The 24,016-nt window shown below is 71.1% G+C and carries 14 protein-coding genes; 6 read left to right on the top strand and 8 right to left on the bottom strand.

Annotated elements, in window-relative coordinates:
* Nucleotides 1–118: 118 nt before the first annotated feature.
* Together J2S55_RS47230 and J2S55_RS47225 are read right to left on the bottom strand one after the other, a co-directional pair.
* Complete coding sequence (locus J2S55_RS47230; protein WP_306876110.1) at nucleotides 119–1,264, bottom strand: glycoside hydrolase family 113 protein; 1,146 nt, start codon at nucleotides 1,262–1,264, stop codon at nucleotides 119–121.
* Nucleotides 1,265–1,341: 77 nt separating this feature from the next.
* A complete protein-coding gene (locus J2S55_RS47225; RefSeq protein ID WP_306876107.1) occupies nucleotides 1,342–2,454 on the bottom strand; it encodes a cytochrome P450 in 1,113 nt (370 codons plus the stop codon).
* A 352-nt stretch (nucleotides 2,455–2,806) separates the two neighbouring features.
* Here J2S55_RS47225 and J2S55_RS47220 point away from each other — a divergent pair, with 352 nt between their 5' ends.
* Nucleotides 2,807–4,987 carry a molybdopterin oxidoreductase family protein gene (locus J2S55_RS47220; RefSeq protein WP_306876106.1) on the top strand — a complete coding sequence of 727 codons (2,181 nt, stop codon included), beginning with the start codon at nucleotides 2,807–2,809 and terminating at the stop codon, nucleotides 4,985–4,987.
* A 349-nt stretch (nucleotides 4,988–5,336) separates the two neighbouring features.
* On the opposite strand, the gene J2S55_RS47215 is transcribed toward J2S55_RS47220, so the two are convergent.
* Nucleotides 5,337–6,701, bottom strand: coding sequence for a condensation domain-containing protein (locus tag J2S55_RS47215; protein WP_306876103.1), 1,365 nt, complete (start codon nucleotides 6,699–6,701; stop codon nucleotides 5,337–5,339).
* 6 nt (nucleotides 6,702–6,707) lie between these two features.
* Nucleotides 6,708–7,397: an O-methyltransferase gene (locus J2S55_RS47210; RefSeq protein WP_306876101.1), complete on the bottom strand. Its 690-nt coding sequence runs from the start codon at nucleotides 7,395–7,397 to the stop codon at nucleotides 6,708–6,710.
* Nucleotides 7,398–7,727: 330 nt separating this feature from the next.
* Between J2S55_RS47210 and J2S55_RS47205 the strand changes: the two genes are divergently transcribed.
* From J2S55_RS47205 to J2S55_RS47190, 4 genes are all read left to right on the top strand, one after another.
* Nucleotides 7,728–8,456: a DNA alkylation repair protein gene (locus J2S55_RS47205; RefSeq protein ID WP_306876099.1), complete on the top strand. Its 729-nt coding sequence runs from the start codon at nucleotides 7,728–7,730 to the stop codon at nucleotides 8,454–8,456.
* Between the two features lie 566 nt (nucleotides 8,457–9,022).
* Entirely contained in the window at nucleotides 9,023–9,604 is a 582-nt protein-coding gene (locus tag J2S55_RS47200) for a TIGR03086 family metal-binding protein (RefSeq protein WP_306876098.1), read from the top strand.
* Nucleotides 9,605–9,962: 358 nt separating this feature from the next.
* Nucleotides 9,963–11,366, top strand: a complete 1,404-nt coding sequence (locus J2S55_RS47195) for a nucleotide disphospho-sugar-binding domain-containing protein (protein WP_306876096.1) — start codon at nucleotides 9,963–9,965, stop codon at nucleotides 11,364–11,366.
* A gap of 160 nt (nucleotides 11,367–11,526) precedes the next feature.
* The gene (locus tag J2S55_RS47190) at nucleotides 11,527–12,372 is read left to right on the top strand and encodes an alpha/beta fold hydrolase (protein ID WP_306876094.1); all 846 of its coding nucleotides are present in this window, start codon (nucleotides 11,527–11,529) and stop codon (nucleotides 12,370–12,372) included.
* A 101-nt stretch (nucleotides 12,373–12,473) separates the two neighbouring features.
* Here J2S55_RS47190 and J2S55_RS47185 read toward each other — a convergent pair whose 3' ends face one another.
* The 3 genes from J2S55_RS47185 to J2S55_RS47175 all read right to left on the bottom strand — a co-directional run bounded on the left by J2S55_RS47185 (nucleotide 12,474) and on the right by J2S55_RS47175 (nucleotide 20,512).
* Nucleotides 12,474–14,126, bottom strand: a complete 1,653-nt coding sequence (locus J2S55_RS47185) for a (2,3-dihydroxybenzoyl)adenylate synthase (protein ID WP_306876092.1) — start codon at nucleotides 14,124–14,126, stop codon at nucleotides 12,474–12,476.
* Complete coding sequence (locus J2S55_RS47180) at nucleotides 14,123–19,324, bottom strand: type I polyketide synthase (protein ID WP_306876091.1); 5,202 nt, start codon at nucleotides 19,322–19,324, stop codon at nucleotides 14,123–14,125. The genes J2S55_RS47185 and J2S55_RS47180 overlap by 4 nt, the downstream gene beginning before the upstream one ends.
* A 147-nt stretch (nucleotides 19,325–19,471) precedes the next feature.
* On the bottom strand, nucleotides 19,472–20,512 hold the full coding sequence (locus J2S55_RS47175; RefSeq protein WP_306876089.1) for a methyltransferase: 1,041 nt from the start codon (nucleotides 20,510–20,512) through the stop codon (nucleotides 19,472–19,474).
* Nucleotides 20,513–21,182: 670 nt separating this feature from the next.
* Here J2S55_RS47175 and J2S55_RS47170 point away from each other — a divergent pair.
* Complete coding sequence (locus J2S55_RS47170; protein ID WP_306876087.1) at nucleotides 21,183–22,376, top strand: DegT/DnrJ/EryC1/StrS aminotransferase family protein; 1,194 nt, start codon at nucleotides 21,183–21,185, stop codon at nucleotides 22,374–22,376.
* Nucleotides 22,377–22,446: 70 nt separating this feature from the next.
* Here J2S55_RS47170 and J2S55_RS47165 read toward each other — a convergent pair whose 3' ends face one another.
* Nucleotides 22,447–23,667, bottom strand: a complete 1,221-nt coding sequence (locus tag J2S55_RS47165; RefSeq protein ID WP_306876086.1) for a class I SAM-dependent methyltransferase — start codon at nucleotides 23,665–23,667, stop codon at nucleotides 22,447–22,449.
* Nucleotides 23,668–24,016 lie beyond the last annotated feature (349 nt).

Genomic DNA, 24,016 nt, shown 5'->3' with positions numbered 1-24,016 from the left:
CGCCCGTGCCCGCGCCGGAGGGGGCGGGCACGGGCAGTGGCACGGGCGGTGGCACGCCGATGTCGCGGAGCGGGCCGGCCGCCGTGGACGGTGCGGCGCCCCCGGCGCCGCACGGCCCCTACCGGCGCCGCGCGACCTCCTGGAAGCCGACGTGGGCGTAGTAGTCGGCGATGGCGTGGAAGGACTCCTTCGGCTCCCAGCGGTAGGTGGAGGCCGGGTCGCTGAAGTCGTCGCGGATGGTCTTGACGATGGCCATGCTCGCGGTGTCCAGGTCGAGGCGGGGGTCGGTCGAGTGGGGGTGGGTCGGGTGGATGAACTCCGAGACCGCGACGCCCTCGACGCCCGCCTCCTCGAAGACGTCGAACATCTTCAGGTGGTAGGCGGCCTGGGCGCTCTCGTCGCGGACGTGGCCGTCGATGATCGTGGGCACGGGCCCGCTCCGGTCGGCGATGTCCCAGAAGAAGAAGGCCTTCTCCTCGGCGCCCTGGTAGGTCGCGGTCCCGAACTCGGAGATGAGGATCGGCTTGTCCCAGCGGCGGTAGCGGGCCACCTCGGCGAGGTGCTGCTCGCGGGTGAGGTGGGTCGGCAGGTACTGGTACATGAGGCCGACGAAGTCGAACAGCCCCCAGTCGACGTCCTCGAAGTACGCCGCGGAGTAGCTGATCCTGTCGTTGAAGATCCCGCGGGCCACCGCGGCGGCCTTCCCCAGGAACTCGTTGAGCCGGGGCGTCGCGGCGGCCAGGTCGACGGTCGCGGTCGGGGTGAGCAGGTGGTGCTCGGCGTCGGCGTACAGGTTCGCCATCCGCTCGTGATACTGGTCGCCGGGGATGATGCCCGGGGTGAACAGCAGGTGCACGGCGCCGACGGTCAGGTTGATCGCGGCGCCCTGGCTCCGCAGCGACTCGGCGATCCGCGCGGCCTCGGCGAGGTGGTCCAGGACCTCCTGCTGCGGCCGGTCCACCAGGCGGGGCTGGAGCCACACGTGGAGGTCGTGTTCCACCGCGGCGGTGGCGGTCTCGGTCAGCCGGTCCAGGTCGCTGCCGTAGACGGTGATCGAGTTGCAGTTGAGCTGGTCGCTGATCAGGCTCAGCTCCGACAGCATGTCGGGCGTGCTCCACGCGGTCCGGGACAGCGCCCCCTGACCGGTCGCGAAGTTCGTACCGGTGTCATAGGCGACACCACGGTAGGCGATGCCCTGCCGCGGCACCTCCGTCTCGGCAATGGCGTCTTCCGCACGAGCATGGTCGGTGCGTGGGTGTGGCATGCTGCTCCCTTTCTTCGCTACGGCGGCCGCCGTGCCCGGCGGTCCCGGGTCGCGTCCGCGGACCGCGCCGGCGGTCGCTACCAGACCACCGGGAACTCGAAGAGCCGCTGCAGGGTCCCGTCGTTGTTGTTGCTGCGCAGTTGGTCGAGGGGTACGGCCGGCCGCAGGTTGGGCATCCGCTCGACCAGCGTCCGGAAGGAGATCTCCAGCTCCAGGCGGGCCAGGTTGTCGCCGGGGCACCGGTGGATGCCGTGGCTGAAGGAGAAGCTGGGCCGGGGTGGCCGCCGGATCTCGAAGGTGTCGGGGTCGGAGGCCGAGGCCGGGTCGAAGTTGACCCCGGCGCAGCTGATGAGGATGCCCTCGCCCGCCTTGATCGATCCTCCGTCGAGGTCGATGTCCTCCACCGCGACCCGGGCGAACGCCTCGACGAGGGAGACGTAGCGCAGGATCTCCTCCACCGCGCCGGGGATCAGGCTGTGGTCGGCGCGCAGCGCCTCCCACTGCTCGGGGTTGTCCAGCAGCGCCAGCGTGCCCAGTGAGATCACGTTGGTGGTGGTGTCGGTGCCGGCGACCAGCATGGCCATGGCGATGTGGACCAGCTCCGAGCGGGTGATGGCCCCCTTGTGCAGCTGGTTGACGATCAGGTCGTCGATCAGCCCGGTCAGGCCGGCGCCCGGGTTGTTCTCCTTCTTCTGGATCAACCGGTCGAGGTAGTCGCCCAGCTCCGCGGTCGCCTCTTCGGCCAGTTCCGGCACGAACAGCTTCCTGGCCGGCGTCTCGAACTCCTCGTGGTCGTCGTAGGGGACGCCGAGCAGCAGGCTCATGACCATCGACGGCACCGGCTGGGCGAACTGGCTCACCAGGTCCGCCGGAGCCCCCTGGCTCATCATCTCGTCCAGCTTCTCGTCCACGATGCGCTGGATGTCGGGCCGCAGCTGCGCGCTGCGCCGCAACGAGAAACGCGGCATGATCATCTGCCGCTGCTTGGTGTGCTCGGGCGGGTCCACCCCGAACAGGACGTCGGCGTAGCCGCTGTCGACGACCTTCTCGAACTCCTCGTTGAGCAGGGGATAGTTCCCGTGGTAGGGGCGGATCGACACCCTGCGGTAGTCGGAGAGCACGGCGCGCGCCTGCGCCGCGCCGGTCACCAGCCAGGCGGTGCGACCGTTGTAGAGCCGCACCTTGGTCATCGGGCCTTCTTCACGGAGCTCGACGTGTTCCGTCGCCGGCCGGTACGGGCACTCCGACGGACGCGGAATCGGGAACGCCGGCAGATCAGCGGAGTGCGGCGGTGTGATGGTCATGGACGCCCCTTACTCAGGAATGGGAGGCCGCTGATGCGGATCAGCACGGCGCCGTTCGTCGGAACCGGGGGTGCTTCCTGCAGAGGTATCGTCGTACCGGCCGTTCCCCGCCCGCATCTTCTCGATTGCGACCCGCCGGCGGGATGGTGCCGGGATCGGGCGGACCACCGCATTTTCGAAGATCCGCCGGGCGGGGCCCGACGTCATGATGGGGCGAGGCCGACCGTCAGGAGTAGCGATGAGAACCGCGCACCGGACCTGCCCGATCTGTGACGCCGTCTGCGGCCTGCGACTCACTCTCGACGACGCGGGGCATGTGACGTCGGTGAAGGGCGACCCGGATGATCCCTTCTCCAAGGGATACATCTGTCCGAAGGGCGCCAGTCTCGGCCAGCTGGACGAAGACCCCGACCGCCTGCGCGTGCCGATGATCCGCGAGGGCGACCACTGGCGGGAGGCCAGCTGGGAGGAGGCGTTCCGGCTGGTCGACCGGGGCCTGACCAGGGTGATCGAGACCTACGGCCGCGACGCGCTGGCCGTCTACTTCGGCAACCCGACCTATCACACGATGGCCGGCTTCATGTACCGGCAGCCGCTGACGCAGGCGCTGAACAGCCGCAACACCTATTCGGCGAGCACCATCGACCAGATACCCAAGCACATCTCGACGGGCTTCATGTTCGGTGACCCGTTCGCCATCGCGGTGCCCGACGTGGACCGCACCGACTACCTGCTGATCATCGGGGCCAACCCGCTGGAGTCGCACGGCTCGCTGTGCGCGGCGCCCGACTTCCACACCCGGCTCAAGGGGCTGCGCGAGCGTGGCGGCAAGGTCGTGGTCGTCGATCCGCGTCGCACCCGCACGGCGGCCTTCGCCGACGAGCACCTGCCCGTACGGCCGGGCACCGACGTGTTCCTGCTGTTCGGGATCGTCAACACGCTCCTCGGTGAGGATCTCGCCACCGTCAATCTTGAGGTGAACGGCCTGGAGGAGCTGCGGGAACTGGCCGCGGAGTTCACCCCGGAGGCCGTGGAGCGGGTGTGCGGAGTGCCGGCCGGGCACGTCGTGCGGCTGGCCCGTGAGCTGGCGGCGGCGCCGACGGCGGCCGTCTACACCCGCATCGGCACCTCGACCGCCGAGTTCGGCACGCTGGCGCAGTGGCTGGTCGACGTGGTCAACATCCTGACCGGCAACTTCGACCGGCCCGGTGGCGTGATGTTCACCAGGACGGCGGCGCTGGAGATCTTCCGCACCGGCCAGCCGTTCGACACCGGGCGCTGGCACAGCCGGGTCCGCGGGCTGCCGGAGGCTCTTGGGGAGTTCCCCGTCGCCACCCTGGCCGACGAGATCGAGACTCCCGGGCAGGGGCAGGTCAGGGCGCTGGTGTCGATCGCCGGCAACCTCGTGCTGTCGGCGCCGAACGGCCCGAAGCTGGACCGGGTGCTGCCCGGCCTGGACTTCATGGTCTGCGTCGACCCCTACCTGAACGAGACGACCAAGCACGCCGACGTCATCCTGCCGCCGCCGCGGATCATGCAGATGCCGCACTACGACTTCCTGCTGCTGATCGTCACGGTGCGCAACTACACGAGGTTCTCCCCGCAGGTCCTGCCGCTGGGACCGGGACAGCTCTCGGAGGCGGAGATCCTGGCGCGGCTGACGCTCATCGTCTCCGGCCAGGGTGCGGACGCCGATCCGGCCGCGCTCGACGACATGATCCTCCAGCAGATACTGACCGGGGCCGTCGAGGCGCCCGGCTCCCCGTTCGCCGGCCAGGACGTGGCGCGGCTGCGCGCGGAGCTGGAGGGCGACAGCGGGCCCGAGCTGATGCTGGACGCGATGCTCAAGCTCGGCCCGTACGGCCTGTCGCTGGCCAAGCTGCGTGACAACCCCAACGGCATCGATCTCGGGCCGCTGGAGCCGAGGCTGAAGGAACTGCTGAACACCCCGTCCGGCCGGGTGGAACTCGCCGCGCCGAAGCTGGTGGGCGATCTCCAGCGGCTGCGTGAGCGGTTCTCCGGGCCGCAGCCGGAGATCCTGCTGATCGGGCGGCGTCAGCTGCGCTCGAACAACAGCTGGCTGCACAACACCCCGGCGCTGGTCGGCGGCAGCAACCGCTGCACGCTGCACGTCAACCCGGCCGACGTGGCCAGGCTCGGGCTCGGTGAGCAGGCCCTGGTGCGCTCGGCCGCCGGTGAGGTCGTGGTCCCGGTCGAGCCGACCGACAAGATCATGCCTGGTGTGGTGAGCCTGCCCCACGGCTGGGGGCACCAGGGCAGCACCCAGCGGGTCGCGTCCGGTCACGCCGGCGTCAACGCCAACGCGCTGACCGATGAGTCGGTCATCGACGTCCTGTCGGGCAACGCGGTGTTCAACGGAGTCCCCGTGAGCGTCAGTCCCGTCGGTTCCGGCCGCTGAGCGGTCGCGCGGGCGGGGCGTGAGCCTCCCTCTCCGGACATGCCGCCGCCGGCGGCGCCCGGAGGGGGAGGCTCGCCGTGCTGCGGCTGGGGGGTGCGTGGCCGCCGTTCTGAAGATCCGGCCGGTGCCGCGCTCCAGGTGCCGGGCCGGTTGGTTCACGGGTGCGGGGGTGCGGCCCGTGCCGAGCCGGGGCGAGGTGAGGCGGCGGGGGCGGCTCCGGCCGGTGGACCGGCACGACGGGGCGGGGCGGCGCGGTGCTTGGACCCGGAGCGGGGTAGGCCGACCGGCCTACCCCGCGGGGGAAGAGAAGCGATGAAGAGCGACGGGCGCAGCGCAGACGGTCAGCCGTTCACCGCCCCGGCCCGGTGACGGTCTCCCGCAGCACCCGCCGGAAGTCGGACACCATCGCGGTGACCGTGCTCTCGTCGAACAGGTTGCTGGTGAACCCGATCTTGCCGACGATGTCCCCCTCGGGCTGCAGCTCCAGCGTCCACAGTGCGCCGTCGGGCAGCTGCGAGCCCACCGGCGCCGACAGCACCCGCCGGCGCATCGCGGTGAACCGCAGGTCGCCGACCTGCGCGCCGCCCATCATGAACGGGGACTGGACGACCTGGAACACGCACGCGGCCGAGTTCGGCTCCATGACCGACGCCATCAGGTCGGGGGCCTCCTCGATCAGCTGGAGGAACGGGATCTCGTGGGTGTAGGTCGCGATGCACGTGGCGCGGACCTTGGCGATCACCTCGCGGAAGCTCGTGCAGCCGGAGATGTCGGTCCGCAGCGGCAGGAGGTTGTAGAAGGAGCCGACGGTGTCCTGGACCCAGGACGGGTGGCGTCCGGGGGTGAAGGTCGGCACGACGAGGTCCGTCTGGCCGGTCTGCTCACGCAGGTAGGTCAGGTAGGCGGCCAGCAGCACCATGAAGGGCGAGCTGCGGGTCTCGGCGGCCAGTGCCGCGGCCGAGGCCCTGAACTCCTCCTCCAGCAGGAAGCGGTGCCAGCCGGTGACGAACGGGCCCTCTTCCCGGGGGCGGTCGGTGGGGATGGGCACCACCTGTGCGCCGCGCAGGTTCTCCCGCCAGAACTCGCGCGCCGCGACGATCGCGGGCGCGGCCGTGTTGGCGTGCTGCCAGGCGACGTACTCCCGGTGCTGGCGGACCTCGGGCAGGTCGGGTGCCCGGTGCTCACGCCGTGCGGCGTAGCAGGCGGCGAGGTCACGCATGACGATCTGGGCCGACCAGCCGTCGACCGCGGTGTGGTGGGCCATGAAGACGAACACCGCGTCGCGGCGGTCGAAGCGGCCCAGCACTCCGCGCATGAGCGGCATCTCGTCGGCGCCGAACTCGCCGGCCTCGATCTCGTTGAGGAACTGCTCGGCGACCACGTCCCGGTCTCCCCGATCCCGATCGGCGAGGTCGTGGATCAGCAGGTCCGGCCAGGCCGGGGGGAATATCCGCTGGTAGGGCTCGCCGTCGTCGAGGACGACCGAGGTGCGCAGCGCCTCGTGCCGCGCCACCACGTCGTACAGGGCGCCCCGCAGGCTGTCGAGGTCGAGCTCACCGGTGATGCGCCAGCCGCCGACGATGGTGTACCGGGGGCCGTAGGGCCCGGCGCCGTCGCCGTGGTCCATCATGCGCAGGAACTCCTGCTGGAAGGAGAGCGGGATCCGGTCCTCGCCTCCGGTCGGCGGGGACGCCAGCGGCAGTGTGTCGGTCATCGGAGCTCATTTCTTCCGGGCGACGGTGAGACCGTCGGCGATGGGCAGCATCACCGTGTCGAACCGGTCGTCGCCGGCGAGCGCGGCGTTGAAGACGCGCAGCGTCTCGGCGCACTTGCGCTGTAGCGTTGAGTCGGCGAGCTCGGGGTCCAGGACATATCCGTCGAGCAGCACGTTGTCGGCCACCAGCAGGCCGCCGGTGCGCAGCAGCGGGACGGCCAGCTCGTAGTAGTTGGGGTAGTTCATCTTGTCGGCGTCGATGAAGACGATGTCGGCCGCGGTGTCGGCGGGCAGCTCGCGCAGCGTCCGGCCGGCGGGACCGAGCCGGAAGTCGATGCGATCGGCCACGCCCGCGTGCTCCCAGTGCTCCCGCGCGATGTCCACCCACTTGTCGGTCACGTCACAGGTGATCACGCGCCCGCCGGGGGCCAGGCCGAGGGCGAGCGCCAGTGCCGACAGTCCCGTGAACGTCCCCACGTCGACGACGGTCGTCGCCGACTGCAGTTTGGCCAGTATGGTCAGCAGCGCGACCTGCTCGACCGGCACCATCATGCCCGCCGCGTCACCGACCCCCGCGGTGCGTTCGGCCAGCATCCTCACCGCGGGGTCGGGCGGACTGCAGGACCTGACCAGATAGTTGCGCATGGCCTGGTTGACCGGCACGTGCTTGACCTCGGCGAACCCCGGGCTGCTCATGTCCCTCCCTGTGTTGACACGGGTCGCTCGGGCGGAGGCGACGCCACGCCCGGCCACACCGGAGCGCGACCATCGTCACCCGTGATCACAGCCCGCTGCATCCTCTGAAATGCGCTGCGGCCGACCGGCGCGGACGCCTGGCGGCGCTTGACAGCCCGCGCGGCGGCGGATTATGAACCTAGGAAGGTCATCGACGCATGAGCCCCGGCCGGCTCGACGCCGCGTCCGCGGGATCCGCCCGCGGCTGGGCCGCTCTTCGATACGTTGGTCGCGCAGAGCGGAAGACGGAAACCCTATTCATGTGTGTCTGCGGGCAAAGGGGTGTGCGATATGCCGGAGAACGTCAGCGCGGAGCGATTCATCGAAAGGCTGGAGGCCTACATCCCGTCGGACGAGGCCGACAAGATTCATCGGTATTTCAAATCCGGCGAGGGTGAGTACGGCGACGGGGACATTTTCATCGGTGTGCGGATGAGGGACGTCTTCGGGCTTGCCAAGGAGTTCATCGAGATGCCGCCCGACGAGATCGAAAAACTGCTGGAGAGCCCGGTCCACGAGGTGCGGGTCGGCGGCCTGAGTGTCATGGACAAGCAGGCCCGCCTCAAGAGGACGCCCGCCAGCCGCAGGAAGGAGCTCTACGACCTCTACATGAGGCGCCACGACAGGATCAACAACTGGGATCTGGTCGATCTCGGCAGCCCGCACGCGGTCGGCGGTTATCTGTCCGACAAGCCGCGCGACATCCTGTACAAGCTGGCGCGCTCGAAAGACATGTGGGAGCGCCGCACCGCCATCGTGAGCACCCTTTACTTCGTGCGGCAGGGCGAGGTCGACGACACCTTCAAAATCGCCGAGATACTGCTCGACGACGACCAGGACCTGATCCACAAGGCTTTCGGAGGGCTGCTGCGCGAGGCCGGTAAGAAAGACCACCAGAAGCTGCTGGACTTCCTGGACAAGCACGCCGCCACCATGCCGCGTACGGCTCTGCGCTACGCGATCGAACGTCTCGACAAAGAAGAGCGGAGTCACTATCTCGGCCTGAAGAAGGCGAAATAGGGCGGCGGGTCCGCTCAGGGATGCCCGCCCCGGCCGCGGCCTCCGCGACGGGGTCGGGTGCGCCGTCCGCACCGATCAGAGCATTCTGGAAGATGCGCCCGGGGTGGGCGGACGTGACGCTGATGTCATGGGTGAGTTCGAAGGCGGGACCGTGCCGATGACCGGAGGGGACGGCGGCCCGGCCACGGCGCGCAGGAGAGGTGGTCCGGCCCGGCGGCCGGGTCCCGGCCGCGTCCGCGGATCCCTCGCGCGCCCACGATCCCGGACCGGCCCGTTGGCCCTCTGATGCCCAGACGCGCGCGTCGGCGCCCTGTCCCGTGTCGAGCCGGGCGGCGCCGCGGCCGGCAGGACGCGCATGACCGCCTCCGATGGAGACATGATGGGGACGTCGCGGCGGCATGGGCCCCACGTGCCCGTCCCCGGATCGCGCGATGACGCGGCGCCGCCCTGCCGTGGGCCCCGTGAGTCCCCGAAGAACGCCGAACCCACGCTTGTCCGTCCGGCGCGCAGGCAGTGACCGGGAAGAACCGGCGAAGAAGCCGTAACAAGAGAAGGCAGAGCCATCCATGACCCAGACCGACAGCCCCCTCGACCTGCTGTCCCGGGCGCTCGACCAGACCGGCGCCCTCATCGCCCAGATCCGGCCCGGACAGGAGACGCTGCCGACCCCGTGCCGGTCCTGGGACGTGCGGGCGCTGGTCAACCACGTGGTGGACGAGATGCACCAGTTCGCCAAGGTGACCGCGGGTGGCGAGCGCAGGCATCTGGGCGTGGATGTCATCGGCGAGGACTGGTCCGGCGCCTACCGCGAGGCGGCTCAGGCGCTGCTGGCGGCCTGGCGGCAGTCGGGCGCCCTGGAGCAGACGCAGCGGCTGTCCATAGGCGAGGTCGACGCCGGATGGGCGGTCGGCCAGCACATCACGGAGCTGTCGGTGCACGCCTGGGACATCGCCAAGGCGACCGGCCAGCCGACCGACCTCGACCCCGAACTGGGACAACTGGCGCTGGACTGGGCCGGCAACAACCTCAAGCCGGAGTTCCGCGGGGACGAGGCGGACGGATACCAGATCGGTCCCGAGGTGAAGGTGAGCGACGACGCGCCGCTGTACGACCGGCTCGCCGCGATAGGCGGGCGCGACCCGAACTGACGGCGGCGCGGGGCGCCGGCCTGTGCGGGCGCGACCCGCGCAGGCCGGCGCCCCGCGGCCGTCACACCCCGGCCGGACCCGTCCCGGCGAGCACGGGTACGGCCGCTGCGCCGGGCTCCACCGTCAAATACGGCAATTCAGGAGATGTCTCGCGGCGCGTGGACACGGACTATGGAGCAGCGAAGATCTACACGCGCTCGGGCGACCGGGTGGTGAACCTGAAAGGGGCAGCCGCGCGCTGCTGGACACCACGCCGGCCGCCACCGGTGAACGGCTCGTCGGCTTCTCTCATGGGCCGCTATCGCAGCGTCGGATCTATTGCCGAACCGCAGGCAAGGCACTTTCCAAGGGAGACCTTATGCGAGTCCTGTTCACCGTCTATCCGTCGCACGCCCATCTGTGGCCGGCCGTGCCGGTCGCGTGGGCACTGCAGAGCGCCGGACACGAGGTGCGTGTCGCCTCTCACGCCAGGTTCACCGACTCGATCAGGGCCACGGGCCTGACGGCGGTGGCGCTGGGCGACCCGTCGGTCGACGAGGCGCGGATGCGGCCGGACGCGCGGCCTCCGGCGCAGCCCGAGGAGGTGCTCCGTTACGCCGACGCCCTCGGACTCGACGACGAGGGGCGCGAGCACTGGATCGCCTACTACCAGTGGCTGCTCAACCCCATCTCGGACTACGTCCGGATCGACCTCCCGTACGCGGCGGAACTGATCGACTTCGCCAAGGCGTGGCAGCCGGACCTGCTGATATGTGACCCGACCTTCGCGTGTGGGCCGGTGGCGGCGCGTGTCTCGGGTGCCGCCTACGCCCGCATGCTCCTGGGCGCGGACTACCTCGGGTGGAGCATGGACCGGCTCGCCGAGCGCAGGGACGAGGTCAGGGCCGCGGGCCTGTCGGAGAACCCGCAGGCCGATCTGGTCAGGCCGCTCGCCGAGAAGTACGGCATCGAGGTCGACGACGAGCTGCTGTACGGGCAGTGGTCGATCGACCCGATGCCGCCGGGGATGACCCTGCCGACCAGCGCGGTCAAGGTGCCGATGCGGTACGTGCCGTTCAACGGCGCCGAGGTCCTGCCCGAATGGCTCTACGAGCGGCCGCAGCGGCCGCGGGTGGCCCTGTCGCTGGGTGAGTCGACCCGCAGGTTCATCAAGGGTGACTGGGGCCGCACGCCGAAGATCATCGAGGCGGTGGCCGACCTGGACATCGAGCTGGTCGCCACCCTGAACAGCCTGCAGATGGAGGGGATCGAGCACATCCCCGACAACGTGCGGACGATCGACTGGGTGACCCTGACCCACCTGCTGCCCACCTGCTCGGCGATCATCCACCACGGCGGCATAGGCACCTACGCCGCCTCGGCCGCGCTGAAGGTGCCGCAGATCGTCTGTGACACCGGTGAGACCCTCATGATGCGCTCGGTCCAGGTGGACCCGCGCACCATGGAGGACGGGACCTACCGCATCGGCTTCGAGTTCGGCATCAACGAGGCGGTCGTCGAGACCGTCACCACCTGGGAGCTGCCGGCCAAGAAGCTCGAGGCGACCCCCACGTCGAACTACGTGATCAGCCGGGGCGCCGGCACCCGGCTGGACCACACCACGCAGTCGGTCGAGGAGATCCGCGAGATGATCCAGAAGGTGGTGACCGACCCCTCCTACCAGGCCGGCGCGCAGGCCGTCTTCGACGACTGGCTGTCCATGCCGAGCCCGTCCGGCGTCGTCCCTGTGCTGGAGAGACTGACCGCCGAGCACCGCCGCTGAACGCCCCCCTCAGCCGAGCGGTGCACCCCCCGAGCTCCTGGCAGTCGTACGGCTGCCAGGAGCTCGGCGTCCGTCCCGGTCGGCTCGCAGGGCGTGGACTCCCCTGACGGGGCGGGCACGTGCCGCGCTCTGCCCCGCTGACCGGCAACCTGGAGGACCGATGCGCACGCCAACGATCGACATGCTCCCCCTGCCGGGTGCGAGCCTCTACTACGAGGTGCGCGGCACCGGCCCCGTGCTGCTGCTGATCCCCAGCGGGAACGGCGACGCCGCCCCGCTCGGGCCGATGGCGGACGCGCTCGCCGACCGCTACACGGTCATCACATACGACCGGCGCGGTTTCTCCCGCAGCCCGCTCGACGGGCCGGTGGACGGCGGGCGGCGGCTGGAGGCCGACGTCGACGACATCCACCGCCTGCTCGGCCACCTGGCCCGGACGCCCGCGCACGTGTTCGGCAGCAGCTCCGGGGCCATCATCGCGCTGGCCCTGCTGGAGCGGCACCCCGACCAGGTCCGGACACTGATCTCACACGAGCCGCCGCTGGCGTCCATACTGCCCGACTCCGACCGGTGGCTCGGGTTCTACGCCGACCTGTACGACACCTATCAGAGTTCCGGCATCGAGGCGGCCAGGGAGGTCTTCAGGACCCGCATGGGCATGACCAGCCCGACGCGGCCGCCGAAGGACGCCGAGCTGCCCCCGCAGCAGCTGGCCGAGATGCTCTCCCGGCTCCGCCGCAACCAGGTGTTCTGGTTCGAGCACGAGATCCTGACCTATCCGGCCTTCGTCCCCGACCTGGCGGCGCTGGAGTCGGTGTCGGACCGGCTGGTCCTGGCCGGCGGGAGCGCATCGCGCGAGCACTTCCCCTACCGTCCCAACACGGTGCTGGCCGAACGGTTCGGCATCGGGATCGTGGACTTTCCCGGGGGCCATGTCGGCTATGTGACGCATCCGATCGAGTTCGCCGAGCTGCTCGCCCGCGTGCTGGGCCCCAGGAACGGCTGAGGCCGCGGGCGCCCGGCCCGCGCGCCGGCCGGGCGCCTGCGGGTGTGAAACCCAGACGGTCCCGCACTGCCGAGCCGGTGCGGGACCGCGGTCGTGGGGCCTCAGGCGGTGCCCGCGACGTCGGCGAGCAGAAGTTTCTGCAGCACCTTCTTGTCGGGTTTGCCGATCGGGGTGTGCGGCAGGTCGTCCAGCACCTCAAGCCGTTCGGGGATCTTGAACGCGGCCAGGCCGCGGGCGGTGAGGGCGGCGGAGACGTCGCCGAGCGTCAGCTCGTGGCCGGGGTGCAGGCGGGCGAACAGGCAGACCCGCTCGCCTACCTCCGGGTCGGGCATGGCCACCGCGGCGACCTCGGCCACCTGTGGCATCTCCTGCACCAGGGTCTCGATCTCACCGGCCGAGATCTTCTCGCCCGCCCGGTTGATCAGGTCCTTGACCCGGCCGCAGACCACCACGTTGCCCTCCGGCGTGATCCGCACCAGGTCACCGGTGCGGAACCAGCCGTCGGGGGTGAAGGAGAGGCTGTTCTGGTCGGGCACGCCGTAGTAGCCGCGCGGGGTGTAGGGGCCACGGGTGAGCAGCTCGCCGATCTCCCCGGGCAGCACCGGGTGCCCGTCCGGGCCGGCCACCAGCAGCTCGTCGTAGGGGCTGACGGGGGCGCCCTGCGTGGTGTGGGCCACCTCCTCGGAGGCGTCGGCCGGGGTGTAGCAGATGAGGCCCTCGGCCATGCCGTACACCTGCTGCAGGCGGCAGCCCAGGGCCGGGCCGATCCGCGCGGCGATCTCCGGCGACAGCACGGACCCGCCGACGTGGACGTAGCGCAGGCTGGACAGGTCGCGACGGCTGGTGGCGGCCTCCTCCATCCATTTGAGCACCACGGCGGGGACGGCCGAGGTGGCGGTGACGCCCTCGGCCTCGATCGCCTCGAACACCGGCTCCGGGCGGGGCGAGGGCAGCAGGACGGCCCGGCCGCCGGAGAACAGCGCGCCGAGGATCCCCGGGCTGGCCAGCGGGAAGTTGTGGCCGGCCGGGAGTACGGCGAGGTAGACCGTGTCCGGGCCGAAGTCGCAGGCCCTGGCGCTGCGCCGGATGTTGTACTCGTAGTCGTCGTGCGTCCGGCTGATCACCTTGGGCACGCCGGTGGTCCCTCCGGACAGCAGGAACACCGCGACGTCGGAGCCGGAGGGCGCCCGCCCGTCGAGCCGGCGGCGCCGGGCCGCGCTGTCGCCGTCCTGCTCGAGCAGGCCGCGCACGTCGACGCTGTCCGGCCGTACCTCCTGGCCCACCACCAGCACCCGCGCCGGCCCGGGCAGCGCGGCCGCCACCCGGTGGGCGAGATCCTGGTGGTCGTAGCCGCGCCAGGTGTCGGGGACGATCAGGGCCTTGGCCCGCACGTGCGTCCCGATCGAGACCAGCTCGTGCTCGCGGTGCGGCGGCAGCATCATCACCGGCACCACGCCGAGGCGGAAGCAGGCCACGGTGACCACGACGAACTCCCAGCAGTTCGGGAGCTGGACCAGGACGGTGTCGCCGTGGTCGAGGCCGAGGTCGGCGAGCCGCTCGGCCAGGGCGTCGGCGTTCACCGCCAGGTCGCGGTAGGTCAGCCGGTGCCCGCCGTCGACCACCGCGATCCGCTCGCCCCGCTGTTCGGCCCATTCCCACAGGTAGGAGCCCAGCGGGCGGCCCTGCCAGCAGCCGGCCGCCCGGTAGGCGTAGGCCAGGTCGGCGGGCCAGGGCACCACCCCGTCGAGCTTCATCGCACGCTCCCTTCACTGAGCGGGGCGGATTCGGAGCCGTCGATGCGCTCGGCCAGCAGGGAGGCGACCGCGTCGATGGTGGGCCGGTCCCAGAACAGCGTGACCGGCAGCGGCAGCCGGAACCGTTTCTCCAGCCCGCGCCGGATCCGCATCGTCATGACCGAGTCGAGGCCCATCTCGATGAGGGGGTGGCGCGGGTCCACCTCGGTCGCCGCGAGTTTCGTCTCGGCGGCGACCTGGCGGCGGATCTCCTCGGTCAGGAACAGATGCAGATCGGGCCCGTTGAGGCCGATCCACGGGGAGGTCGTCTGCTCGGCCGTGCTCTCCTCGGCGGGGGTGTCCGACGGCAGTTCGCTGAGCAGCGGGAGCCTGCGCTCGCCCGCCTCCAGCGGGATGGTCCGCAGGACGGCCGCGTAGCCGAGGTCGTAGCGCTCGGCCAGCTCCCAGGCGCCGAACGCCTCGGTGAGGCTGATGTCGGCCGTGCCGCGCGCGGCCAGCTCGACGTCGATGACGGCGGAGGAGGTGGACATGCCCAGCCCTCGCCAGGAGGTCCAGCCGAAGCTGGTGGTCGCGCTGTCCCCGGCGGCCCGGCGGTGGGCGGCCAGCGCGTCGAGGAAGGCGTTGCCGGCGGCGTAGCTGGCCTGGCCGGGCAGGCCGAGCAGTTGGCCGCTGGAGGAGAACAGTACGAAGAAGTCCACGCTGCCCGGCGGGAACAGGCTGTGCAGCACCAGCGCGCCGTTCACCTTGGGTCGCAGGACGGTGCGCAGCGATCCCTCGTCGAGGGTGCGGAGGGTGTGGTTGTCCAGGACGCCGGCGGCGTGCACGACGCCCCGGATGGGGGGCAGCCCGAGTGAGGCGGCCGACAGCAGCTTCGCCGCGGCCTCGGCGTCGGCGATGTCCACCGCCACCGTGACCACGGTGACGCCGAGCCGTTCCAGCGACCGGATGGCCTCCACCTGCGCCAGCTCGGTGGGGTCGGTGAGCCGGTCCCAGGCGTCCCGGGGCGGCAGCGCCCGGCGCCCGGCCAGCACGATCCGCCGCCCGCCCCGGTCGGCCAGCCAGTGCGCGACCTCCAGGCCGAGGACGCCGAGGCCACCGGTGATCAGGTAGGTGCCGTCCGGCTGGCAGGTCATCGGCTGGCGGACGGGGTCGCCCTCCAGCCGGCGCAGGCGCGGCAGTGACGGCTCGCCGTCGCGCACCACGACCACGTCCTCGCCGCGCATGGTGCGCACGACGGAGATGAGGCCGGGCACGTCCTCCGGTGACTGCCCGATGTCGACGACGCCGCCCCAGAACTCGGGATGCTCGCCGCCGATGATTCGTCCCAGGCCCCACAGCGGGCCGTGTCCCAGCGCCCGCTCGTCCGCGCTCTCGCGCACGCCCTGGGTGACGCACCACAGCCGGGCGGGGGTGACCAGCCCGGTGCCGGCCAGCCGCTGCGCGGTCCGCGCCAACAGCCACGAGGCATGGGCCGCCGTCTCGTCCACCTCGCTGGGCGCTCCCAGCGCCGGCACGACCAGGACGATGTGGTCGCCGGTCAGCTCGGAGTCGCGCAGCTCCTCCGGCGTGGTGGCGATGCGGTGCGGGATGCCCGAGCCGCCGAGCCGCTCGGTCAGCCTGCCGAGCAGCGCCGTGTCGGGGCCGACGAGGACCATCTCCGGCGTGATCAGGGACTCCTTGCGCTCCGCCGGCCGCCAGGTGATCTCGTGCACCAGGCGGCGCGGGTTGGTGACCGCTCCGACGTCGCTGTCCAGCACGCCGTACCGCAGCCGCGACAGCCTGCCGACGACGGTGCCGTCGAGGTCGGCGATCTCCACGTCGACGGCGTCGTCGCCGGTCACGCGCACGGTGACGCGGGCCCGTGCCGGTGAGGTCTCGGCGAGGGTGACACGGTGGATGTGCGCGGGCATGCGCAGGATCGGCGGTCCGGAGAAGGCCACCGAGGCGGTCGACAGGGCGGCGTCCAGGATGGGCGCCCACGTGGTGGGCACGGTGTCGGCGTCCTGGTCGGCGCGGACGGTGGCCACGAGGGTGCCTTCGCCGAGCTGGATCCGTTCCACCGCCCAGGGGAAGCCCATGGCGGCCACGCCGAGCGCGGCGAGCCGGTCGACGACGTAGTCGGTGGGCAGCTCCTCCCCGGCCGCCACGTCGTCGGGCTCGAGGTGCGTGTCCGGGGCGGAGTGTGGCTCGACGGCCGCGGTGGTGTGCGTGACCCAGCCCTTGTCGTCGGCGCCGTCGTCGGCGATCTGGGACGACAGCCGGACCGTGCCGTCCTGCAGGACGATCTGCAGGTTGCGGGGGCTGGTGACGCTGACCGGCACGCGCAGGGCCACGTCGGTCAGATCCGGCCAGGGCCCGGTGGAGGCGGCGGCGGTGAGGAAGGTGTTCAGCAGGACCGCCGCCGGGATGATCTCCACCTCGCGGACCGGGTGGTCGCCGGGGTAGGGGCGGGAGTCGCGGTCGAGGTAGGTCAGCCAGGCCTGCGCCGGGGTCGTGCCGATGACGCTGGTCCGGCCGCCGAGCAGGGTGTGGCCGGCCGGGTCGTGCTGTTCGGTCAGGGAGGAGCGGCCCACCGGCTCCTCGCTCCAGTGCGGTCTGTGCTGCCAGGCCGTGGTCGGCAGGTCGGCGAGCGTGCCGCCCGGCCACAGGGCCGACCAGTCCACCTCCGCGCCGTGGCAGTACAGCAGGCCGAGATTGGTGAGCAGCGTCTCGCGTTCGGGCCGGTTGCGGCGCAGGGAGTGGGTGACGAAGGCGTCCTCGACGCCGAGCCCGTCGAGCGTCTCGTTGATGGAGTGTTCCACGACGGGGTGGGGGGAGACCTCGACGAACAGGCGGTAGCCGTCCTCGACGGCCGCGGTCACGGCCTGGGCGAAGCGCACCTGCCCGCGCAGGTTGGCCGCCCAGTAGGAGCCGTCTCGCGGCGCGGTGGAGCGGGGGTCGTGCAGTGCCGTGGTGTAGACGGGGATGGCGGGTGTCCGCGGCGGCAGGTCGGCGGCGGCCGAGGCCAGCGCGTCGAGCAGCGGGTCCATGTGCGGGCTGTGGAAGGCCACGTCGGAGTCGACCTGGCGGACGCCGAGCCCTTCGGCCTGCCACCGCTCGCTGATCTCCCGGACGGCTTCGATGTCGCCGGAGACCACGGCCGATCCGGTGGCGGCGGCGACCGCCACCGCGAGGTCGCGCCGGTCGCCGAGGCGCTGTTCGGCCTCCTGCGGCGGCAGGTTCACCATGGCCATGGCGCCCCGGCCGGCGACCTGGCGCAGGAGCACCGAGCGCCGGCAGACCAGCCTCGCGCCCTGTTCGAGGGTGAGCACCCCGGCGGTGACCGCCGCGGCGATCTCGCCGACCGAGTGGCCGATGACCGCGTCGGGCCGTACGCCGCCGGCCCGCCAGAGTGCGGCGAGCGCCGTCTGCACCGCGAAGATCATCGGTTGGATGACGTCGACCGGCTGCGGGGCGTCGTCGAGGATCGTCGAGCGGGGCGACACGCCCATCTCCTCGACGAACACCGGCTCCAGCCGGTCGATCACCCCGGCGAAGACCGGGTCGGTGGCCAGCAGCTCGCGGGCCATCCCGGTCCACTGGGAGCCGTGCCCGGAGAAGACCCAGACGAGTCCGCGGCCGGTGGACGGTGGCACGGTCCCGGTCGCCGCCCCCGTGCCGGATCCGGCCAGCTCGCGCAGTCGCGCGATCAGTTGCTCGCGGTCGGCGGCGAACACCGCGGCTCGGTGGGGCAGGTGGGTGCGCCGGTGCGCCAGCGTGTGGCCGACGTCGGCGGTCTTCGTCCCGCCGTCTCGCGTGAGCCGGTCGGCGAGGCGGCCGGCGTACTGGCCGACGGCGGCCTGGCTGGCCGCCGACAGCGGGTACAGGGCCGGGCCGCTGTCGTCGGCGGCCTGCTCGGCGGGCGCGTCGGCCGCCTCCAGGATGACGTGCGCGATCGTTCCGCCGTAGCCGTACCCGGACACGCCGGCCCGTCGGGGCCCGCCCGTGTCCGGCCACGGGGTCAGCTCCGTCGTCACCCGCAGGCCGGAGGTGTCCCAGGGGATGGCGGGGTTGGGTGTGGTGAAGTTCAGGCTCGGCGGGATCTCGGCGTGCTGCAGCGCGAGCACCGTCTTGATCACGCCTGCCACGCCGGCGCCGGCTTCGAGGTGGCCGATGTTCGGCTTGACCGACCCGATCAGGCAGGGCTGCCCCTCGGGGCGGCCGGGCCCGAACACCGAGGTCATCGCCCCGGCTTCGAGCGGGTCGCCGACCCGGGTCCCGGTGCCGTGGGCCTCCACGTAGCCGACCGTGGCCGGGTCGATCCCGGCGGCCCGGTAGGCGCGGCGCATGAGATGGGCCTGTGCCTCGCCGCTGGGCGCCATGATGCCGTTGGTCCGCCCGTCCTGGTGCACGGCGCTGCCCCGGACGACCGCGAGCACCCGGTCGCCGTCGCGCCGGGCGTCCGACAGCAGCTTCAGGACGACGACGCCGCCGCCCTCGCCGCGGCCGTAGCCGTCGGCGTCGGCGTCGAAGGACTTGCTGCGCCCGTCCGGTGAGGTGGCGCCGGCGGCGTCGAGCACCAGGGACAGCCCCGGCGCGGCCATCACGAGCACGCCTCCGGCGAGTGCCACGGGGCACTCCCCGGCGCGCAGCGCCTGCGCCGCCAGGTGGATGGCCACCAGTGAGGACGAGCAGGCGGTGTCGACCGCCACGCTCGGGCCGCGCAGGTCCATCGCGTAGGAGACGCGGTTGGCCACCGCGCAGTAGGCGCCGCCGATGCCGGTCCACGCCTCGATGCGGGGAAGGTCCTCCAGCAGCCTGCGGCCGTAGTCGTCCGCGCCGACCCCCATGAAGACCCCGGCGTCGCTCCCGCCGAGATCGCGGGGCGGGATCCCGGCGTGTTCGAGCGCCTCCCAGGCCAGCTCCAGCACGATGCGCTGCTGCGGGTCCATGAGGGCGGCCTCGCGCGGGGTGATGTCGAAGAAGTCGGCGTCGAAGCCCTTGACGTCGTTGAGGAAAGCGCCGCGCCGGGTCACGTCGCGCACCGCGGCGGCGTGCTCCCGGCCTTGGGAGGCGTACCAGTCCCAGCGGTCCCGGGGGAGCTCCCCGATGGTGTCGCCGCCCTCGCGCAGGAGGGTCCAGAACTTGTCCGGGGAGTCGATGTCCCCGGCGAATCTGCAGGCCATCCCGATGATGGCGACGGGTTCGGGGGAGTTCATCGGCGGTCCCGCGTCATCGTGTTGACGGTCTTGAAAACGGCGCCGGCCACGGTCATCCCCTTGTCCTTGCACCAGAGCCCTCCTTCGCTCGTCGCAGGCCTCCCTCCGGGGCCTCGAGAGCAGCTCAGAACCAGTGGAACGGGGTTCCTACTTGTGGCCGACGACGAGTGTGTGACTGAAACCCATGTCCTGGTAGCGCTCGATGCGCGAGAAACCCGCGTCGAGGACGGCCTTCTCCATGTCGTTGGGCGAGTAGGTCATGCCCTCGCCGGAGGCCAGCGCCAGGAAGTACGGTGACACCAGTCCGCCGCTCATCGACCCGGTGCCCTCGTCGTTGGAGGTGAAGTTGTAGACCAGGCACACACCCCCCTCGGGCAGCGCGTCGTAGCACTTGCGCAGCAGCTCGGTGTTGCGCTCCAGCGACCAGATCTCGAAGATGTGGAAGAAGAGGATCGCGTCGGCGCCCTGGGGCAGCGGGTCGGCGAACAGGTCGCCGGCGTGGAAGTGCACCCGCTTGTGCAGGTCCGGGTCCTCGATCCGCTGCGAGGCGAGCCGGGTGACGCTCTCCTGGTCGAAGACCGTCATCTCCAGCTGCGGGTAGCGCCGTGCCAGCTCGATGCTGTTGGTGCCGTCGCCGCCGCCGATGTCGATGGCGTGGCGGATGTTGGAGAAGTCGTAGCGGTCGAGGATCTGCGCGAAGGCCCGCTGCGAGGCGTCGCCCATGTTGTCGTAGAAGACCTTCTGCAGCTCGGGGTGGGCGGTGAGGCGCTGGTACAGTGTCGTGCCCGGGCCGCTGATGTGGCGCAGCCCCACGTTGGTGTTCTGCCGCATGGACTCGGCGAAGTCGACCAGGCTGGCATTGATGATCTTGGCTTGGATGTCGATGAGCGGGCCGAGGAAGCGCTCACCGGAGCGCAGCAGCTTGCGCCGGGCCATCTCGCTGTTGACGTACTTGTCGCCCTGCTTCTCCAGCAGCAGCAGGGAGGTCAGCCCGAGCAGCAGGACGCGCGCGGGCTGCTCCTCCACGCCGATCGCCGTTGCGACCTCCTTGAGGTCCATCCCTCCCGCCCCCTCCAGAAGCTCGAAGAGGTCGAACTCAAGCCCGGTGCGCAGCAACTCGAATGCGGTAGTGCCGTGAATGATGATCCGCAAGTAGTCGGCATCCGTGATGGTGACGCTGGCGGCCATGGATCTCCTCCGCAGATGGAAGGCGAGCGAAAGGCGGAAGCACTGCCCGGTCCACGGCCGTGACCGCGTCCTGAGGGGAAGCGCCTTCCTGGTTGTGGCTCTGTCGCCTCCTCGGATCCAGCCCTTCCTGCTCGCGTCTCAGATACTCGTCGCTCCTGACACGACGTCTCCACCAAGCATGATCGCGGCACTTGTGGTCCGCACCTTCTGGAGTGCGATGCCGCGCGGCACGGTGGCGGTGTCGCGCCGCGGGTTGTGCGGTGGCGGCGGGGCGGATCGCCGGCCGCGCCGTCCTCGCATCGCATTCGAGAAGATGCCCCGGCGCGCGGGTCACTGAGATGATCACTCCGTACGGCGTCGCCGCGGAGTGCCGCCACTCATGGTCGTCGCCGGGAGGGGCGGGGGGCTGCGGCCGGGTGGCGATGAGTCCGGGGCCGGTCCGCCGCGTCCGGGCCGGGACGGGCCGTGCCGGCCGTCGTCACGCTCTGGCGTCTCCCGCCGGCGGGTGCGCGCAGGGGGCGCCGGCCGGGGCCGGACAGCAGGAAGGACAGGGGCCGGCACCGGCCTCCTGACCGTAACCACCGGCGCCCACCCGGCGGGTGGCACGGCCGGATCCGCCGCAGACGGCGTCGCCGGGCCGCCTCGCACCACGTCCGTGAAGGAGAACCTGATGGTCGACATGATCAACGTTTTTCAACCGTCGCTCGGTGAACAGGAGCTGGCGGCGGTGCGGGAGGTCTTCGAGAGCAACTGGGTCGGCCGTGGTGAGAGGGCGAACGAGTTCGAGGCGGGGTTCGCGCGCCATATCGGTGTCGGCCGGGAGCACGTGACGTCGGTCAACTCCTGCACCGAGGCGACGTTCATAGCGATGGAGCTGGCCGGTGTCGGCCCGGGCTCGGAGGTGGTCCTGCCGACGGTGAGTTTCGTCGGCGCGGGCAACGCCATCGCCTCGCGCGGCGCGCAGCCGGTGTTCTGCGACGTCGATCCGCGGACGCTGAACCCCACCGTCGCCGATGTCGAGGCCGTGCTGACGCCGCGGACCAAGGCGGTGCTCATCCTGCACTACGGCGGTTATCCGGGGGAGGTCGCCCAGATCGCGCAGCTGTGCAGGGACCGCGGGATCCTCCTGATCGAGGACGCCGCGATCGCGATCGCCTCGCGCGTCGACGGCCGGCCGTGCGGGACGTTCGGGGACATGGGGGTCTGGAGCTTCGACCACGGCAAGATCGTCGTGACGGTCGACGGTGGGATGCTGTACGTGCGCGACCCCGAGCTGGCGGCGCGCGCGCCCAAGCTGGCCTATTTCGGTCTGGAGCAGAAGAGCGGGTACGACCAGGCGCTGCGCGCCCGCACGCGGTGGTGGGATTTCGAGATCTCGTCGTTCTCCAGGCGCTCGGTCACCAACGACGTGCTCACCGCCATCGGGAACGTCCAGCTGAGCCGGCTGCCGGAGTTCATCGAGCGCCGGCGTGAGATCGCGCGGCGCTACGACAGCGGGCTGGCCGGCCTCGACGGCCTGCTGTGCCCGCCGCCGCTGCCCGCCGGCCACGAGTCCTCCTACTACATGTACTGGGTGCAGTTCGAGGGCGGCATCAGGGACGAGATCGCGCGTGACCTCTACGAGCGCGGTATCTACACCACCTTCCGCTACCCGCTGCTGCACAAGGTCGCGGCCTACGGGTCGGGTGCCCTGCTGCCCAACGCGGAGGCCGCGGCCGACAGGACGCTGCTGCTGCCGATGCACCAGGCGCTGAGCGACGCCGACGTCGAGCGGACCATCGAGGCGGTGCGCGAGTGTGTGAGCGAGCGCCTCGGCGGCGCCGGGGGCGTGAAGCTCGCCGTGGCCGACCGCAGGGCAGGATGACCTCAGGCGCACGACCGGGGCGCCCCCTCCGACTGCCGGAGGGGGCGCCCCGATGGCGTTGCCGGGGGTCTCAGACGATGTGGACCTCGGGCACGTAGAGGATCCAGCGGCCGCCGGCCTCGCGGAAGCCCTGTTCCTTGGCCATGATCTCTTCTGCGTGGTTCCAGGCGAACAGCAGGGCGTAGTCCGGGTAAGGGGCGGAGAAGGCCTCCGGCGGCTTCACCGGCAGGTGCGAACCGGGCACGAGGTGTCCCTGCTTGGACGGGGTGGAATCGCACACGAACGGGACCAGATCCGGCCCGATCCCGCAGTAGTTGGTGACCGTCGAGCTCTTGCCCGGCGCGCCGTAGCCGATCACCCGCTGCCCGTCCGACTGGATCCTGTGCAGCAGCGCGACGAGGTCGTCCCGCACGCGCTTGACGGTCTGCCCGAAGTGCTCGAAGGTCTCGGTCTCCGACAGCCTGCGGGCGCGCTCCTCGGCGAGCAGCGCGTCGACGGCCGGCGCCGGGGTGCGCGCGCCGGCTCTGGCCAGGGTGTAGCGGATCTCGCCGCCGTGCAGCGGGATGTGCTCGGCGTTGACCAGTTCGAACCCGAAATGCCTGGCCATCGCCTGCACCGAGGTCACGCTGAAGTAGAAGACGTGCTCGTCGTAGATCTGGTCGAAGGCGGTCCGCTCGATGATGGTGCCCAGGTAGGGCTCCTCGAACACGAACACGCCGTTGGGCGCCAGCAGCGCGTCGATGCCCCGGAAGACCGAGTCGATGTGCGCGATGTGGCAGATGGTGTTGGCGCCGAAGATGACGTCGGCCTCGCCGTGCTCGGAGCGGACGGCGGCCGCGGTCCGCTCGTCGAAGAACTCCGACAGCACCCGGACGCCCTTGGCCCTGGCCAGTTCGGCCACGTTCGCCGACGGCTCGACGCCCAGGTGCCGCACGCCGGCCTGCGCGACCGTCGAGAGCATCACGCCGTCGTTGCAGCCGATCTCGACGATGAACGGGTCGGAGCCGGTGAGCTCGGTCTCCAGGAAACGCCGGGCGTTCCGCTCGAAGTGCTTGCGATGGCCGGCCGATCCGGAGGCGTGGTACCGGTAACCGGCGTGGTATCTGAGATCCTGCGGCACCTCCTCGACCAGCTGCACCATCGTGCAGAGTTCGCACACGCCGACGGCGAGCCGGAAAAAGAATTCTTGCTCTGCCTCGTGCGGCAGCAGGAAACCATTCGCCGTTGGTTGCCGCCCCAGGTCGACGAACTCCTGCACTTTCCCGCCACAAACCCGACATTTGGTGTACATGAACTGAGCTTAACCGTCGGTGTCGTGGTCGCGCTTCTTCGCGGATGCCGATTTCACCCGCCCGCCGTTCCAAGAATGGTCACATAATTAGCGCAGATGCTTATATCGGCCAGAAAATCTGGTTTCCGGATATGAGCGCAGTGCCCGCACGGCCGCCGGGGAACCGCCGCTCATGGAGGGCCGGGGTGCTCTCGCCGTACGCGGGCCCAGGGACTGCGGAATCGTCACGCGTCCGTTCCCGGCCGCATCCATCGCTGCGGGTGCCGTGCCTGTGCCCGTGACGGCGGGCGGCCGCCGGCGCCCCCGAAGCCGCCGCGCGCGGAGCCGGGGGACGGCCGAAGTGCCCTGT

The organism is Streptosporangium brasiliense, assembly GCF_030811595.1.
Taxonomy (GTDB): Bacteria; Actinomycetota; Actinomycetes; order Streptosporangiales; family Streptosporangiaceae; genus Streptosporangium; species Streptosporangium brasiliense.
The sequence above is the reverse complement of the archived record's forward strand: the minus strand, read 5'-3'. Positions and strand labels throughout refer to the sequence as shown.